Source organism: Bacillus cereus group sp. BfR-BA-01330, assembly GCF_022663885.1.
Classification (GTDB): domain Bacteria; phylum Bacillota; class Bacilli; order Bacillales; family Bacillaceae_G; genus Bacillus_A; species Bacillus_A cereus.
The window spans coordinates 262,908-280,195 of record NZ_JAKUGK010000003.1; the positions used below are offsets into that span (position 1 = coordinate 262,908).

A 17,288-nucleotide genomic window follows, 5' to 3' on the forward strand; every position below is an offset into this window, starting at 1 on the left:
TAGAAAGGTATACCTTTTAGAAACGGGTACTGTGTGAAGCCAGCGACTTTTAAAGAGGCAGTTGTTTTGTATGAAGGGATGATTGTAAATCAAATAAAGAAATTAGGTATTCGTAAAGATTATGAAGAGTATTATCAATGTGGTTTAATTGGTCTTTGGCATGCGTATGACAGATTTAATGAAAAGAAGGGGTATTTCCCTGCATATGCAGTTGTAACGGTGCGAGGTTATATATTAGAGAGATTGAAGAAAGAGTTCGCAGTGCAGGAGAGATGTGTATGTGTAGGAGAGTATGAGGATATCTTTCATTTTGAGGACGTTGAAATAAGAGTGAAGGATTTTATGAGCGTGTTAGATGAGAAGGAGAAGTATATTATTTTTGAACGTTTTTTTGTAGGGAAGACGATGGGAGAAATCGCTTTAGAGACGGAAATGACATATTATCAAGTAAGATGGATGTATCGGCAAGCACTCGAGAAAATGCGAGATAGTGTAAAAGGATAAAAATAGAAAATAGAATGGAAGGTAAGGAAATACTACCTTCCATTCTATTTATTATTAAGGTGATGAATCTTGCATGTTCATTTGGGATAATACATATCCAGCTTTCCATAATTGCTGGCTTAACTTATGGGGACTAATTTGTATCGTTACGGTAGCTCCATTTGAAAAATGAATTTTAGCTTGTTTAGCTTTTTTGAAAAACTCTATTGTATGAACATGTTTGAAGAAAAGCCAAATGCAATTTGGAGAAGCAGGAGATTCTGTTGGGAAAGCACAAATATATTCTCTATGATTGATCGGAATTGGAACGTTTTGTTTGAATTTAAATTTTGTTTTTACGGCATTACGTCTCCCTTGATAAGTAGAATGAATATTTGTTAGACAAGATTTCTGTATAAGTTGGAGAGCAGTTTGACAGGAGTAAAGATGGTTCCCGCTACTGTCGATAATTTTTGTGCGGTAATAAGGGTGTTTACATGGTTCAAGCATCATTGTAGAACTAGAAATAAAAATGTTGTTTTCATTATCCATAATTCTATATCCTCCCTTATAATTTTCATTCCGAATATAATTATATATAAATTAAGTAAATTTACTGTTAATATTCTATTTTATATTGTAAATTTTGGCTATTCGTTTACAATCAATAGGTGATAGTCTTTCTAATTTGCATCGCTTGTACATATATATGAAAATAGAAAAGAGTAGGCGGTGATATAGTATGAAGAAAAAGTATATTATTATGGCTTTAGTTGTCGTTCTCCTAGTATATTTAGCAAACAGTAATCCGAGTAAGGGCGAATATACAGAATGGGCAGCGAAGCAGTTTATGAAGCGTAATGATGTGAGTAAGAAGCTAGATGAAGTTCAAAAAGAGAATGAAGAGGGTCTCCTTGGCGACTTGGCATCGGCCGGTAAAAAGTTAGCGAAAAAGTATGTTGAGCCACAAGTTGGGTTATTAATTGATCATTATACGAAGCGAAATGATTATATATTCTTCTCAACATATACGACTGAGTTTGATATAGGTGAAGAACATTATAAGTACGTATGCGTCGGTTTCTCAAAGATTTTTATTCCGATTGAAATGCCGAAGAAAAAAGACGAATCTGCAAAATGATGCAGATTCGTCTTTTTCATTTTATAGAGTAATTGGAACTTCAGATACATTTTTTTCTACAAGGCGAGCTCCCTTTTTTCGTGTATTTTCATCAATGGATGAAAATACAGATGAGGCGAGGATTGTATCCATTACTTGATTTACGACTTGTGCATCGATTGGTGTGATGGGCGTATCGATAGAAAAAACGACTGTTTTTCCATCTTCTTTTGCGAAAATCAACTCTAGTACTTGCATGTGTTATTCCCTCCTTTGTATTTATCAAGCTATTTATGGGATTCGGGTCTGCCGGTTAAATTGCGGTCTAATAATCAGCGGGGATGAATAAAATCCCCACTGATCCGAGTTTTACTTTATAGTTTAGAAAGATCTGATGTGCTTACAAGTTGTACAGCGTGAAGTGGTGATGCTTGTAAGGAAGCTAGAGCATGAGCTACATTGTGTACTTGATCTAAGCTCGCATTTGTTTTAACACGTTTAAATTGTTTGCTCTTGAAAACTGTTTTTCCGTTCTTATCTAATCCGTTGTTTAAGACAAGACGTAAAGTTAAATCCATTACGATTGTTTCAATTGCCATGTGTATCACCTCCTTTCACTTTATAAATAGGGTACAAATGTCATGTTTTGGCGTGAAATTTTTTCTTTTTTTTGGTACCCTTAAAAGATTAAGAGAGGAGAATTCTGGATAATGAATCGTAAATGGTTATTTTGGATTCCTGTATTACTATGGATGGGGCTGATTTTCTATTCTTCGGCACAACCATATAAAAAGCAGGATATGCGTTCAGATATTGAACAATATGTAAATGTTGAATTTGTGAAAGAGCATTTTTCATGGGTATCTATCGATTATGGTGGAGGAACCCCTGTTAGTATTGCGAATAAAGGTGTAGGCGGATTTATTGAGTTTTTCCTTCGTAAAGGTGCTCATTTTATGGTGTTCTTTATGCTAGGTTCATTGATTTATTACGCTTTTCATCGATCAGGTTATTCGAGGAAAAGATGTTTTATATATGCCCTTCTTTTCGTTGCGGGTTATGCAACATTTGATGAAATTCACCAATGGTATACGGGAGACCGTACACCAATGTGGCAAGATTCATTGCTTGATACGTGCGGCGGATTAACGGGAATTATAATAAGTAATTGGTTTCGGAATAGAAAAAAGCGCTAATCTCAAATGAGATTAGCGCTTTTTTTGCGGGGAGTAAAACCTCCACTGATTAAAGTTTCACTTTATACACCAAGTAATTCTTTTAGTTCGTCTGTTGATAGTTCAGTCATCCAGCTATCGCTTGTGATGACCGCATTGTTTAGAGATTGTTTTCTTTCTAGCATTTCATCAATTTTTTCTTCTAATGTTCCTGTTGTAATAAGTTTGTGAACATGAACAAATCGTTTTTGACCAATGCGATATGCGCGGTCTGTTGCTTGATTTTCCACAGCTGGATTCCACCAACGATCGTAGTGAATGACATGGTTGGCAGCGGTTAAGTTTAATCCTGTTCCGCCAGCTTTTAAGGATAAGATGAAAATGTCATACGTTCCGTTTTGGAACTCCTCAATCATCTTGTCGCGATCTTTTTTCGGCACACTACCGTTTAAGAAGAGGACACGCTGGCCGAATTTTTCTTCTAGCACACGTTTTAGCATGTTCCCCATGCCGATGTATTGAGTGAAGATGAGGCAACTTTCATTTTGATCTTTTATATTTTCGATGAGCTCCATTAACGTTTTTGTTTTCATAGAACGTTCAACGACATTTTGTGGCTCTTCTTCTTTTAAATAAAGAGCTGGATGATTACAAATTTGTTTTAGCTTGTTCAGCATAAGTAATATAAAGCCGCGTCTTTCAATTCCACTTAATCCCTCAACATTTTGCAGTGTATCTTGAACAAGTTGTTCATATAAGGAAGCTTGTTCACCAGTAAGGGGACAGTAAGCTTTTTGTTCTTGTTTATCTGGTAAATTTAATGCGACCGTTTGATCTTTCTTCGTTCGGCGCAGTAAAAATGGTGAGATAAACCGTTGAACTTGCTGGATTTTTCCTTCATCACGATCCTTTTCAATTGGTGTGACGAAGCGGCGTTGGAATTGCCCTAAGCTTCCGAGATATCCATGATTAATAAAGTCGAAAATGGACCAAAGTTCAGCGAGGCGATTTTCCATCGGCGTACCAGTTAAAGCGATTTTGTGATTTGCTTGTAAGTTTCGTACTGCTTTCGACTGTTTCGTATGTGGGTTCTTAATATTTTGTGCTTCATCCAAAATAACAGCATCCCAGCATAATGAAGTTAGTTCTTCCTCATCGAGTTGAGCCAATGCATAAGATGTTAATACAACATCTGCTGATTGAAGGAAATCTTCAAAAGAATTGCCCTTATCTCTATTACTTCCGTAATGTAATTGAACACGTAAATTCGGTGCGAAACGCTCAAATTCTTTTTGCCAATTTCCAAGAACAGATGTCGGCGCTACGATTAATGCAGGGCCTGTTTTGAGATTATTTTCTTTTATATATAGTAAGTAAGAGATTGTTTGAATACTTTTCCCGAGTCCCATATCGTCAGCTAGCAATGCTCCAAATCCAAGCTTTCGTAAATATAACAACCATTCAATGCCGTGTTGTTGATACGGACGAAGTGTTGCGTTTAGTGAAGCAGGGACATCTACTTTTGGAATATCTCCAATATGAAGTAGCTTTTGGAATAGTTCCTCATAATATCCATCTAGTTCGATTTCAATATCAGTAAACGGACTATCATCTTCTACAATTTCTGTTTCAGCCGTATTTGATAAATGTTGCTGCAGGACATCTTTCATCTCTAGTCCGTATTTATCGGCACGGTTCATGAGTTTCCTTACTTCTTCGATAAAGGCTGGATCTAGTCGCATCCATTGACCGTTTATATTAAATAGACGTTTGTTTTGTTCAACGAGTTCGAAAAATTCGCTTTCTGATAAGTCAATGCCATTCGTAGAAATGCGCCAGTCAAAATTAACGAGCGTATTCATACCGAAGAACGATTGTGTTTGTACTGTATTTTGCTTCAGCTGGACACGTAATTTCGGTTTTGTTGCTTTTAAATTTTGCCACCATGATGGTAGTAAAATTGTAATGCCGGCTGCAAGTAATTCATTGCTTGCTTCTGTTAAGAAGTTCCACGCTTCTGTTTCAAAGAGCTCATTTCGGAACGTATCTCCTTCTTTTAACCACGGTATGAGCTTACTAAAACCTTCTTGTGTTTCTGTAATACGTTCTTCGTAATCGTGCCATCTTTTCGGTAAGGAATCGATGTTTTCGTATACATATATGCGATGCGCCCCGCGCTTTGGTGTCACGATTGTTTCAAGCTTCCACATTTCAAATTCTTCTTGTGGTTCTTGCAGTCTTAGCCCGATTGTAAACGGAAGATCATCTTCAATATAACCAATTTTTCGAAGCCAATCATCTTCATGTAGTGCTGTTTCCAATTGTCTTTTCGTAAAGTCGTAATGTTCATATAGTCTTTTAGCATCTTCCCAGCCGTCATTTGAACGATTATCTTGTAATATGCTTTCATTAACTGCTGCTGAGAAAAGAGATGCTAATGTGTCATCTTCAATTGGCGTATTTTGAACTTTCCAAGATGGTTGTTTGGGCCAGTGCTCTATATCTGGTACGAAGCTACCACTCGTAAAGGCATCCCATAATTCATTTGCATCTTTTGTAAGTGCTGTAATAGGGCCGTTCAGTTGAATATGTGCAAAGGAATTCATCGGTTTGTTTGCAATGTATTCAAAGGCTTGTGCATTTGTTAGCAGCACACCTTGTTTTCCTTCGAAGGTTGCTTCTTTTAGAAACGTACCGTAGAAAGAAGTGGAGTGCCATGTGAATGCATTTCGTTTCCAACTTGTTACGGATAATGGAGTACCGCTGTCATCTTCTCCCCAAAGGAACCAACCTTGACTAACATGCTGGAGCCTAATTGTTACTTCAGTTTGATTGATCATCGATTAATTTTCCTTTCCGTAATTCCTCTTGTAGTGCACGCAGACGTGAATGGAGATTGGCGATGTGAATAATGAAAGCATCCCATTCATCGGTGCGTTTTAATCGTTTATATAATGTACGTAATTTCTTTAAGTAACGAACTGCGCGTCTATATGATTTACGATTTCGTTCTTCAATTGCTTCTACAGCAGCAAGATGATAAAGAGGAAGTGCTGCTTCTGGCGCTTCTTTTTCAATATCTTTCAGTGGTTCTTTTAACAGTTCAATTGCTTCAAATCCATATAAGAGATGGAGCTCTGCCCATGTACGATACTGTTTTTTCGCGAGTACGTACTGTTCATAGTTTGTGAAACTATACGGTAATAGTTCTTGTAAAATCATTTCAAAACCAGCTTGTTCATTTGTATGTGTTGCATATGTTTCATACATGATTACAAATAGCCGAACGATATCTTTTATGAAAATCGTATTTTCATGATCTTGGATCGTTTTCTTTACTTGTTTATACGTAAAGGAAAGCCAGTTTTTCGCACGATCCCACTGCATGGCACTTAATAGTTCTTCTAACCAATAGAAGTATAGACTCACAACAGAAGCAGGTTGTTTCTTTAGTAAGTCCATCGCTAGTAGATCTTCTTCATTTAAAAAGAGAAGGTGAGAAGACGCTAACGCTTTAGATAGTGGATTAATTTTCGTATCGATTCGTTTTTCTTCCTCTTGTATTTTCTCTTTATTGTTTAAAAGTTCACTCCATATGTGGCGATAAATGAAAAATCGCTCTTGCGTATAAGCGTCGGTAGAGAAGAATACTTCATGAACGAGACGAGCTGTTTCTTGCAAAATTATTTCAGATTCTGAAGGAATCGCTTCTGATTGTAAGTCCCGAACGATGGATTCCACTTTATCTACAAATAGGCGAACGACATTAACAGGTTGGTGATAAGAATACGTTTTGTTTGCTTCGAATGCCTGGATTTCTTCTAATAATTTTTGAAAGCAGTAAAGTGCTGCATGTAACCTGAATAATTCATGTATGGCGATGACGCGCGGAGCTTTCCGCTCAAGTTTCGTATAGAAATCTGTAAAGATACTCATAAGAAAATACATTTGTTTATAAGTAAGGCGAGCTTGTTCTTTTTTAAATGATTCATATTCTTTTTCAAAATACGATTCCCAACTTTTATAATCCGTTTCTTCAAAAGCTGATGATTGCAATACTTGTCTTGCAGTTCGAATAGGAGGAAGGGAAGGTTTCGTATTATTTTTAAATAAAGTTAATACATCTCCTACTTGCCCGAAACTAGACGCTGCAGATAGTAATACGGCGAGCATATGCTCACATTGTGTTGGTGCGAAGCAATCACAATAACTTTCAGCTACATTACGAATCGGAATATGAACGCTATATACGTTGCCTTCCGCATCTACAGTTCCTGATAGTGTATAACCATCAAAGTCAACGTTGTAGACAACACCACTACGATATAGGTGCCGAGCTGTAGCGACATGTTCCTGATCAGCCGTTTGCTGTGGATCTAGTCCTTGAACGAACTCATTCGCAATCATCATAATTTCATCTTTCGTAATTGAGTGTTGCAGCATAATATTCCTCCGTACACATATTTCTTTCCTTTACCATTATAAACAAAAAATGCTCAAAACAGAAAAAATGAAATTTGGATTACATAACTTGAAAATCATGGTAATATATAAAATGTTAATTTCGTATATGAATATATATGTATAGGAGGAGAAATGATTTGTCAGATTTACAGACGAAGTTAGGTAGTGGAATGAATAAGTTACAAGAAGGAATAGAACAAGGGAAAATGAAGTTGCAAGTTGCACAAGAAATTGCTCAATTGAAAAAGGGAATGCAAGTGCAAATGCAGAAAAAAGCAGAGGTTCTATTAGAGGTTGGACAGCAAGTGTATGTTCAATTAAGAGGAAGTGGAGTAAATGAAGTGAGCTTAAAAGAAATGATTGCTCCAGTTCAAGAATTTGATGTAGCTATTTATCAAGCAAGAAAGCGCATTGTTGAATTGCAAAAACAACAAGGTGAAAAAGCTACATGTGAATGTGGTGGACCTTTATTAATAAATGATAAGTTTTGTGGTTCGTGTGGAAAGCCTAACCCGATGTTAACAGTAGAAAATGAAGGTGAAACGGTAAATTGTATTTCATGTAATGAGCATATCGATAAAAACTCTACTTACTGTCCAGTTTGTGGAATTAAGCAAAGTGGGGAGTGAATTAAATGTATTGTCGCACATGTGGAAAACAACATGGTGAAGAAGTAAATTATTGCCCAAATGAAGGTAGTATGGAGATTGCAGGAGCTATAGATGCAGTAACATTAGAAAAAGATACTGCAAAATACTGCAGAGGTTGTGGCAGTGAAAATGCTCAAAAAAATTTATATTGTCAAAAGTGTGGGTATTCTTTATCTGTTGTGAAGAAAAAAGAACAAACTGTAAAATTGCCTACAATGGATGGTGCTCCTAAAGTTGAATTTAAAGCAGATAAAGCCGTTTTACAAAAAGGTTTTATTGGTGGGGCTGTTGCAAGTATTCTCATGTTAATTGCTGGTTGGATTGGTAGTTTATTATTTGCCTCTATGTTAAGTGAGATGTTTAGCAAATTTGCGAAAGAATTAGAAATGTTGCCAAGTTTTTATTCGAGTGCAACTTCTACGATGTTAAGTTACCATTTACTTGGTTTTACAGCTAACGATGATAGTGGATTGATATTTTCTTTATCTTGGCATACTCCATTTACATTATTATTAATCATTCCATTTATTATTTTCGCTGGTACAGGAATTTGGTTAGGGAAACAGCATGTTGCGAAAACGATTAAAGATCAAATCTTTATGGCAGCAACAGTTGGTATTATTTATGGAGTCTTTTTATTCATTATAAGTTTTATAGCATCACAATCTTTTGCAATCCCATTCTCAGAAGCAGGTAAGATTACGGTTGGCTATTCAGCGATGAAGAGTTTATTGAGTGGTTTTGTATGTGGGACATTATTTACCTTATTAGGATTTATTGCTCATACAAGCAAAAACAATATGGCAGCAGCATTTCAAGAGTTAATGCCATATGGAGCGTCTGTTTATTACGGTGTTTCGGCTATGATAAAAGGACTTTTAGTAACAGCAGTAGCGGTTTGTATTATGGCGTTAGTAAGTAAGGAAGACGGTATTGAACCATTAAAAGAAATAACAACTTTAAAATCTGAAAGTACATTATTAGCATTAGAGTTAACACCTCAATTATGGAGTATGGCTCATTTTGCGCCGTTAGAAGTATCAAGTCCAGCACTTAGTAAGGAATTTACTAGAATTGGTAAGAAATCAAATGCATATGAGAGCACACTATCGTTTTCATTTATATCAGGCGTCTCTGTAAATGGCGTAGAGCTTAGAGAGATATTGATTTCAAAAGGAGCAAATGAGGGAAGCCTTGCAGAATTTGATAAAGTGAATAACGTATTCCATTACGGTTTATTACTGCTTATTATTCCATTGTTCTTTATGTTTAGAGCGGGAAGAAAGTTAGCTAAATTACCGACTGCCAATATATATATTACATTAGCGGTATGCAGTGGTTCTTACACAATTATGATGATTGTAATGAATATGATTTCTAAGTTCCAAATTAATGTTTCAGGAACGGTAACAAGTTTATTTGGAACAAGTGGAACGGTATTATCTATGCAAAATTCATTTATATATTTAACTTTGTTTAGCTTGATTGTGACATATGTAGCAGCATTTGCTGGAATGAAATTAGCTAAAAAATAGGAGGAGAGCACGTTGAAGTTTTGTGGAACATGTAAAAAGAATGTTGCAGACCATTTGAACTTTTGTCCTGAGTGTGGGAGTAAAGTAGAAGTAATCGTTGATAACACTGCTGCTTCATATACAGAATTACAAACCGAGACAAAACCAGTGAAAAGTAAGAAAAATTTATTTGTAATCATTGGTTTTGCCATTATTGCTGCATTATTATTTGGGGCATATAAATTTGGAGCATATAAGTTTTCAAAAGAAAAGCAAGTAAATGTAATGATTGAAGCATTCCAAAAGAAAGATATTAATGCAATTGATGAGTTTGTAAAAGCAAATGATTCAAGCTTAAAGATTAAGACAGAGGATCTTAAAGCGTACATGCGTTATTTAAAAGAGAATCCTTCTTACAACAAACAATTACTGTCTTATTTACAGAAAGAGACAGTAGATCAAAAGTTAACAAAAGATAAATCTTCATTTAAGGACGGGGAAATAGTAGAAGAGGGAAAAGAGTGGTTCTTATATCCAAAGTATAAGTTCAGCATGAAATCTTATTATATGAGCGTTAGTACAACTGCAAAAAATGCAGAAATATATGTGAATGACAAAAAAGAAGCAGAGCTTTCTAGTGATAAAACTTCGAAAGAGTTGGGGCCATACTTCCCAGGTACATATGTTGTAAAGGCAACGGCGAAGACAGAACTTACTGAATTAGAAACAGAGAAAGAAGTAGATTTAGCGGATGAACAGAGCGAGAAGGTGAAAGTGGATTTATCGCTTGAAGGCAAGTATGTAAGCATTTCTTCTGATGAAAGTGATGCAACTGTATTTGTGAATGGGAAAAAACGTGGAAAATTAAATTATGGAAGTTATAAGCTTGGCCCTGTATCCACAGATGAAACAGTAGAAGTACATTTAGAGAAAACTACTGATCTTGGTGTGATGAAATCTGAAAGTGTTAAAATTGGAGACCAAAGCACATATTACTTAAAATTCCCGAAAGAAACATCAAGTTCAGCAGTGGGCGAATTTGTAAGAAATCATATTTATGATAACGTACGTGCAATTTCATTAAATGATTTTAGTTTAATTGAAAATAATTATGATAAGGGCGGGAAATCGTATAAGGAAGACCGTGATTATATACAGTATTTACACAAAAAAGGAATTACAGAAGACTTATTAACGATGGAAGTTCGTAATGTAGAGCGTCAAAGTGCTACCAAATATAAAGTAACGACATATGAAGAGTATCATATTCGTTACGGTGATGGATCTGTGAAGTTCAAAAGTTTTAATAACGAACATATTGTAACTGTGAATGGAAATGGAAAGATGTTGTATCATTCTCTTGGTGCAAATAATACGTTGAAATCAGAAGATGTATCTGGTCCAACTCGTTAATATGAGAGAAGCTGTTCAATATTTGAACAGCTTCTTTTTTGTAGCTAAATCGATATTTCGTGTCGAACCGTTGATATATCGTAAGTTATGATAGATATAATCGAAAAATCGTTGATATATTTTTTTACAATTATGAGTGTGTTTCCTTTAGTATTGCTTGTACATATGGATCATGTAATATTTGCTCTATAATTGGTAACATGTTTTGTTCAAATGGAATGTCGATAGGAAATGGCTTTTGAGAGCCTGGTTTTATTCCATATTGCACAATTTTGTAATGTGTATTGTTTTCAGACTTGAGCACAATTAACTTATAGCGGTTATCATCGCCAGCGAGTGAAAAATCAATAGAAGTAGCGTTATATGTCACTTCATCTTTATATATGTACGGTTTTGGCGTACCAATCCAGTCTACTTTTGCTTGCACATTCATGGGCGTAGCCTCCTTATATGTATTATAAATAAATAAAAGCCAGCTCTCAATAAAGAGAACCGGCTTGTAATTTAGCAGTCATTGGTTATTTTAAAATTTTCACTTTAACAGTTTTGCGTCCCCATTTTTGAGCAGCGCTATCTGATCCAAGTAAGATATCAATACGGTTACCTTTAATTGCACCACCAGTATCTCCAGCGATAGCTTCTCCGTAACCTTCTACCCATACTTTAGATCCTAATGGGATTACTTTCGGGTCAACAGCGATCATTTTCATGTTTGGATTCGCAGTTAAATCATGACCCATTGCAGTTAATACACGGCCGCCATATGTGCCACCGTTTTCGCTCGGGTGAGCTGTATATGCTGTAGCTACAACTGTTAACTCACGACCACCAGATGGTGTGCTAGTTTCAGCAGCTTTCACAGCAGGCTTAGCATCTGGTTTTGCTTGTGCTACAGGTGCTTGAGCCTTAGCTGGTGCTGCAGCTGCAGCTTTAGCAGGAGCAGTTGTTTCTTGTTTCTCAATTACAGGTGCTGTACCTGTTAAGAAAGGAACATGAACATAAGCTGTTTTCCCGTTATATTCAAATTGTAACCACTCATTTTGTACTTGGTTCGTTGTTTCGATTACATCGTCTTTCTTCAACTTTCCAAGAACCTCTGAGTTTGTGTTCGCTTCAGCACGTACGTTTAATACGTTAGCTGTTACGTAGTAGATGCTTTTTGTGAACTCTGCACTTACGAATGCGTCTTTACCGTCTAAAGTAATTTTTGACCATCCGTTCTCTATATTTTGAACATCTATTTTATTACCGTTTAGTAATTTACCGACAACTTTTGATTCAGTAGTAGGGTTTTCGCGTACGTTTAGTACGTCTGTTGTTACAACAGTTTCTGCATTAGCAGATGATGTGAAAATCCCAAGACCAAAAACTGCTGCTGTTGCTATACCAATTAATTTTTTCATGATAGCCTCCATTGCGTTTGTTTTCGTGTCCTCATTATAGCAACAGATTTTTTCGGATTTGGGGAAAACACACAATTACAAACCATTCGTAATAAGTCGTTAACATCCTGTAATATAACAAAAAATATAGGAAAGCGTTTTTCATTCTATATGACTCATAGGTTTCTAGTTATATTCAAAATATTTAATACAACATGTTTTTTTCGACGTAAATAAAAATGTTACAGGAATGTTACATGATGTTTACTAAACGATTACATTCCTTGAGTATTTTACCGTTTTATGGGTAATATAGTTATATAAACATAAACATTTTGTTTGTGAAGCTATAAACACGTGCTATATACTAGCAAAAAAACCGCATAATTGTTACAAAACGAAAGGGTTGCAAGGAAGAACTTTGCCCTTTTTTACATATGTAACACATCCTTTTTTAGGAAAATACATTCCTATCCGCGTTTTTCTCACACAATTTGACAGCAGTATTTCTAACTTGTAGCTCTTGCAGAGTGAAAAAGTTATACGAAAGGTAAGGCTGTCCATAAGAATTCGAATTGGTGAAGGTGAAAGTAAGAAAATCACCGCAAAATTATAGTTTTCTATCCGATTTTACATATCGGAATTTATGTTATTTACAAAAGCGAAACCTACGAAGGGGGATTTGATGAGGAAACTGACAAAAACATTCATCGTTTCATTAACATTATGTATTGCATTTACAATTTGGGGGATTATTCCCGAATCTATTATTGGAAAAGGTAGCTTAGGAAATGTAACAACCGCAATTCAAACTGCATTAGTTAGTAAGTTCGGGTGGTTTTATATTATTTCCGTGTCTATTATTTTAGGTGTGTCTATCTTTTTAATTGTTTCGAAATACGGTTCTATTCGTTTAGGTAAAGATGATGATGAACCTGATTATAGTTATATGACATGGTTTGCTATGTTATTTAGTGCTGGTATGGGTATTGGCTTAGTTTTCTGGGGCGTTGCCGAACCATTAAACCATTTATACGCACCTCCGTTTGGAGATAGTGCAACTGAGGAAAGTGCGCGCCTTGCACTGCGTTTTTCGTTTTTCCATTGGGGATTACATCCTTGGGGACTATATGCGTTTGTAGCGTTATGTATTGCTTACTTTACTTTTAGAAAAGGAAAAGCAAGTACGATTAGTGCGACAGTAGGTCCGTTATTTAAGGGCGGGGAACACGGGCGTATTGCTCATTCATTTGATGTGTTAGCTGTTTTCGCAACTGTATTTGGTGTTGCAACGTCATTAGGTCTTGGTGCGAAACAAATTGCAGGTGGTGTTAGTTATTTAACATCTATCCCGAACTCATTAACGACTCAGTTAGTTATTATTGCAATCGTAACAGTATTATTTATGTTATCTGCGCAAACAGGTCTTGATAAAGGAATTAAATATTTAAGTAATACGAATATTATTTTTGCATTTGCACTTATGATCATTGTATTATTTGCAGGTCCAACAAACTTTATTATGAATTACTTCACTTCAACAATCGGTTCTTATATTCAGGAATTGCCAAGTATGAGTTTCCGTTTAAGTCCATTAGACGAAGGTGGGAATCAATGGATTCAGTCATGGACAATTTTCTATTGGGCATGGTGGATTGCGTGGTCACCGTTCGTAGGTACGTTTATTGCTCGTGTTTCACGAGGTCGTACGATTCGTGAGTTTGTTATCGGTGTGTTACTTGTGCCGACCGTAATTGGTGCACTTTGGTTCTCTGTGTTCGGCGGTACTGGTATTCATATGGAGCTGTTTGGTGATGCACATATCTTCGACAAAGTGAAAGAAATGGGAACAGAAGTAGGATTATTCGCTATGTTCGATCAGATGGGCAGCTTTGGATCAGCTTTATCAGTTTTAGGTATTTTACTTATTGCAACATTCTTTATTACATCTGCAGACTCTGCAACATTCGTTTTAGGGATGTTAACGACACATGGTAGTTTAAACCCACCCAATCGTATTAAAATGATTTGGGGTATCGTTCTAGCCGCGATAGCTTCTACGCTATTATATATTGGCGGATTAGAAGCCTTACAAACGGCAGCTATCATTGCAGCATTCCCGTTCGTCTTTGTTATTTTCTTTATGATGGCGGCATTATTTAAAGAGTTACAAAAAGAAGGACGTATGAAGCGTCATTAATAATAGAAGGAAAAGAGCTGATTTCATATCAGCTCTTTTTTATTTCTCTATTTGCCTGTAAAAGTACGATTGGTGATGGCTAATGAAAGTTTCACTTTATATAGAAGGAATTTGAAATGCGGGTAGGGGAAATAAAATACTTTACCATATAAGTAGTATGCCTTTTATACGAAGAAAAAACGATAGGTTTCGACAATATTCGATACCTTACGAATTCTATTCGTATTTTTGTCAAAAATATGTCGGAAATGTGTTGTCACGTTTATATATATGTGCTATATTATTTCCTGTAAGCGATTTCAAATAGTTTTAAAGCGCATTCAAGGGGGACATCTAGAATAATGAAACGTTACGAAAGAAAGTGGAAGCATATTTGTTTGAAACGTGTGGCACATCGTAGTGTCCAGGAAAGCACGGAACCTAAGACTGAAACGCGCAAAGAACAGCAAGAGAAGCAATTGGTTCTACAAAAATAGCAATCACTTTTTCGTATATAAATGAAGGTCGATCGTTCGTTGGGGGATGGACGTGAAATTACTTTCAGCTAAGGGGTATTGTCTGATATATAATTTATACGGCAATAAATAAGCACAGAGCATACGGCGCTCTGTGCTTATTGTTATTATTTCTCTTTTTTGAATCGAACTGTTTTATCCCAGCCAATGACTTGTTTCTTACTCTTTGCACGTAAGTATAGGATTAAGCTACGAATAAATAAGTACGTAAAGAGCTGTGCGTACGTAAAGTACATAATAACGCTAATAAAAATATTAGTCGGTGTAAAGGTTCGTTCGACACTCTGGGCACTAAATAATTGAGAAACATATGTAATATATGCGACATACCACATAAATAGTAGCGGGATGCTATATTGAATTTGGAATATCCCGAGTAGCCCAATTACAAACCAAACGTTCGAAATGATTAGGAATAGCCAAAATACAACATACACTAGAACTTGTTGTAAGGAATGGACGAGAAGTTTTCCTTTAAAGAAACTTAATGATGAGAACATTTTTTCTAAAATGTATAAATTCCCTTGGAGCCAACGTGTACGTTGTTTAATAAGAATTTTTAAATGCTCTGGTTCTTGTTCCCAAGTAACTGATTCTGGGACGATTGGTAAGAGATAACCTTTTTGTGTAATTCTTAATGTTAATTCAGCATCTTCTGCAATTGCATAAGGGTCATAGCCACCAAGCTCTTCTAGTGCGGAGCGACGAAGAAGCATATTTGTTCCTGTCAGTGAGCCTGTTTGGAATAGTAACCAGCGTCCAGATTGCATAAGGAGCTGGAAGATTTGAAATTCCAGTGAAATCATTCGCGTCAGCCAGTTGCGCTTTTCATTTACTGTACGAACATGTCCAACAGCTCCAACAGCATCTTCAGTTGTTTCAGCGTGTTCTACAAGCATTCGCAGTGCGTGTGGTTCAGGCTGGTTATCTGCATCGTACACACAGAAGTATTCACCATCTGAAATACTAAGGCCGTAGTTTAGTACACGTGATTTACCCTTCGGTTCACCGGGTGGAACACGAATATGGCGAATATGAGCATAAGCTTTGTCGAAATCATCGCCAATTTCAGGTGTTTCATCTTGAGAGTTATCATTTAATAAATAAATAGTTAGTTTTCCTGGATATTCAATCTGCGCCATCGCCTCTAAAGTATCTTTAATAACGACGCCTTCATTATGGGCAGGTATGAAAATATCGACGCTTGGATAATGGTCTAATGTACGATCTTTTCGTTTACTATTTCGGTGAATTAAGCCCGCGATTGTTAAGAAAGAGTAGTAAACGAGTAAGCCAGAGAATAGAAAGGCCGTAAAAATAAGTACATATTTAATTGAAAATGTGATACTAATCCAAAAAACGAGTACGCAAAACAGAAGGAATAAAAGAAGTATAACGAGAGTCATCATAACAGTGTCTGTCCTTTGTTTCCAATTTGCTCGCGTGAAATTTTTATATCTCGGATTGCTTCAGCAGCAAGCCATTGCTCCATTTTTGGCTTTAGGCGGTTCATTACAATGTCAGCACCAGCTTCATTTGTGTTTTGTAATAAAATAACTAGCGTATTATTATCATATTCAGCAGCAAGGTCAAAATCATTCCTTACCGTTTCAACTAATAAGGAAGCTACACGGTCCATAACACTTTCCTTCGTATATTTACTAAAGGGAGTGAAATCAAAGTAAATGATAACGCCTGTTTCATTACGACGATTCATTGCAGTTGTTAATAATGCTTGGCGTCTCTCGAATTCTTGTCTTGTTAGTAATTTTGATTCTCCAATATATTGTTCTAACGTTCTCACATGCTCAGTTAAAGTTTTATTTTCATGAATCACTTTTTTCAATAGGTGAGTTGTTATATATACAATGAAGAAGTTAGCTGCCATCAGGAAGTGGATAATCATATATTGCCATTGATCTGATGTACTCCATAAATGAAGCCATGCTTGATAGAACAAATAAAATACGGAAATAATGGTTCCTAGTATGAAGAAAACAAATGCTGTTTTGTCAGCTAAAAATAAGAATAGTACATTTACGATTACGTATATTATTGTAAAAATAAGAGCATGCTCATATTTCGTCACATGTACAGTAGTAAAATAAAATACAATTTGTAAAATCCACATAGAGAGGATTTTATAGAACTTATCTTTCACAAAACTTTCCTCCTTAAAGCTATTTCATCAATAGATACTTGTAGTATGCGCAATTATTAAGAAATTGACCATGTCGTTACATTCTTTTGAAGGGCAACAACAAGTAGTATCTCTATTTTCATTAGAAAAATAAAAAGACTTAAACATTATTGTATCATAATGTTCTTATATTTGGCATAAAGTGATTAATAGATGCACAAAAGACATTTGG

16 protein-coding genes are annotated in these 17,288 nt (G+C 35.9%); 7 read left to right on the forward strand and 9 right to left on the reverse strand.

Annotated elements, in window-relative coordinates; all coding sequences use genetic code 11:
* Positions 1-33: 33 nt before the first annotated feature.
* On the forward strand, positions 34-504 hold the full coding sequence (locus MR112_RS10435; RefSeq protein ID WP_163093261.1) for a sigma-70 family RNA polymerase sigma factor: 471 nt from the start codon (positions 34-36) through the stop codon (positions 502-504).
* Positions 505-558: 54 nt separating this feature from the next.
* On the opposite strand, the gene MR112_RS10440 is transcribed toward MR112_RS10435, so the two are convergent.
* A complete protein-coding gene (locus MR112_RS10440) occupies positions 559-1,035 on the reverse strand; it encodes a competence protein ComK (protein ID WP_000368309.1) in 477 nt (158 codons plus the stop codon).
* Between the two features lie 190 nt (positions 1,036-1,225).
* Between MR112_RS10440 and MR112_RS10445 the strand changes: the two genes are divergently transcribed.
* Positions 1,226-1,624, forward strand: coding sequence for a DUF4359 domain-containing protein (locus tag MR112_RS10445; protein WP_000731405.1), 399 nt, complete (start codon positions 1,226-1,228; stop codon positions 1,622-1,624).
* Between the two features lie 21 nt (positions 1,625-1,645).
* Here the strand turns inward: MR112_RS10445 and MR112_RS10450 are convergent, their stop codons facing one another.
* Both MR112_RS10450 and MR112_RS10455 read right to left on the reverse strand, forming a co-directional pair.
* Entirely contained in the window at positions 1,646-1,861 is a 216-nt protein-coding gene (locus MR112_RS10450; RefSeq protein ID WP_001197593.1) for a DUF2922 domain-containing protein, read from the reverse strand.
* A gap of 116 nt (positions 1,862-1,977) precedes the next feature.
* A complete protein-coding gene (locus tag MR112_RS10455) occupies positions 1,978-2,202 on the reverse strand; it encodes a DUF1659 domain-containing protein (protein WP_000963861.1) in 225 nt (74 codons plus the stop codon).
* 111 nt (positions 2,203-2,313) lie between these two features.
* Here MR112_RS10455 and MR112_RS10460 point away from each other — a divergent pair, with 111 nt between their 5' ends.
* On the forward strand, positions 2,314-2,799 hold the full coding sequence (locus tag MR112_RS10460; RefSeq protein ID WP_242244932.1) for a VanZ family protein: 486 nt from the start codon (positions 2,314-2,316) through the stop codon (positions 2,797-2,799).
* 62 nt (positions 2,800-2,861) lie between these two features.
* Here the strand turns inward: MR112_RS10460 and MR112_RS10465 are convergent, their stop codons facing one another.
* Both MR112_RS10465 and MR112_RS10470 read right to left on the reverse strand, forming a co-directional pair.
* Positions 2,862-5,618 carry a DEAD/DEAH box helicase gene (locus MR112_RS10465; protein ID WP_242244934.1) on the reverse strand — a complete coding sequence of 919 codons (2,757 nt, stop codon included), beginning with the start codon at positions 5,616-5,618 and terminating at the stop codon, positions 2,862-2,864.
* Positions 5,602-7,221, reverse strand: a complete 1,620-nt coding sequence (locus MR112_RS10470; protein WP_000939139.1) for an SWIM zinc finger family protein — start codon at positions 7,219-7,221, stop codon at positions 5,602-5,604. The genes MR112_RS10465 and MR112_RS10470 overlap by 17 nt, the downstream gene beginning before the upstream one ends.
* A 158-nt stretch (positions 7,222-7,379) precedes the next feature.
* Between MR112_RS10470 and MR112_RS10475 the strand changes: the two genes are divergently transcribed.
* The 3 genes from MR112_RS10475 to MR112_RS10485 are packed head-to-tail and all read left to right on the forward strand — an operon-like array spanning position 7,380 to position 10,819.
* Entirely contained in the window at positions 7,380-7,871 is a 492-nt protein-coding gene (locus tag MR112_RS10475) for a zinc ribbon domain-containing protein (RefSeq protein ID WP_242244935.1), read from the forward strand.
* Between the two features lie 5 nt (positions 7,872-7,876).
* Positions 7,877-9,427 carry a zinc ribbon domain-containing protein gene (locus MR112_RS10480; protein WP_086402095.1) on the forward strand — a complete coding sequence of 517 codons (1,551 nt, stop codon included), beginning with the start codon at positions 7,877-7,879 and terminating at the stop codon, positions 9,425-9,427.
* Positions 9,428-9,439: 12 nt separating this feature from the next.
* Complete coding sequence (locus MR112_RS10485) at positions 9,440-10,819, forward strand: zinc ribbon domain-containing protein (protein ID WP_048538370.1); 1,380 nt, start codon at positions 9,440-9,442, stop codon at positions 10,817-10,819.
* A 130-nt stretch (positions 10,820-10,949) separates the two neighbouring features.
* Here MR112_RS10485 and MR112_RS10490 read toward each other — a convergent pair whose 3' ends face one another.
* The gene (locus tag MR112_RS10490; protein ID WP_001102539.1) at positions 10,950-11,252 is read right to left on the reverse strand and encodes a DUF3910 family protein; all 303 of its coding nucleotides are present in this window, start codon (positions 11,250-11,252) and stop codon (positions 10,950-10,952) included.
* Between the two features lie 85 nt (positions 11,253-11,337).
* Entirely contained in the window at positions 11,338-12,222 is an 885-nt protein-coding gene (locus MR112_RS10495) for a cell wall-binding protein EntA (RefSeq protein WP_242244936.1), read from the reverse strand.
* Positions 12,223-12,886: 664 nt separating this feature from the next.
* Here MR112_RS10495 and opuD point away from each other — a divergent pair.
* Positions 12,887-14,401 (forward strand): glycine betaine transporter OpuD, encoded by a 1,515-nt coding sequence (gene opuD / locus MR112_RS10500; RefSeq protein ID WP_001229103.1) that lies wholly within the window; start codon positions 12,887-12,889, stop codon positions 14,399-14,401.
* 622 nt (positions 14,402-15,023) lie between these two features.
* Here the strand turns inward: opuD and MR112_RS10505 are convergent.
* Both MR112_RS10505 and MR112_RS10510 read right to left on the reverse strand, forming a co-directional pair.
* Positions 15,024-16,325, reverse strand: a complete 1,302-nt coding sequence (locus MR112_RS10505; RefSeq protein ID WP_000988746.1) for a glycosyltransferase family 2 protein — start codon at positions 16,323-16,325, stop codon at positions 15,024-15,026.
* Positions 16,322-17,077 (reverse strand): GGDEF domain-containing protein, encoded by a 756-nt coding sequence (locus tag MR112_RS10510; protein ID WP_242244937.1) that lies wholly within the window; start codon positions 17,075-17,077, stop codon positions 16,322-16,324. The genes MR112_RS10505 and MR112_RS10510 overlap by 4 nt, the downstream gene beginning before the upstream one ends.
* Between the last annotated feature and the right edge of the window lie 211 nt (positions 17,078-17,288).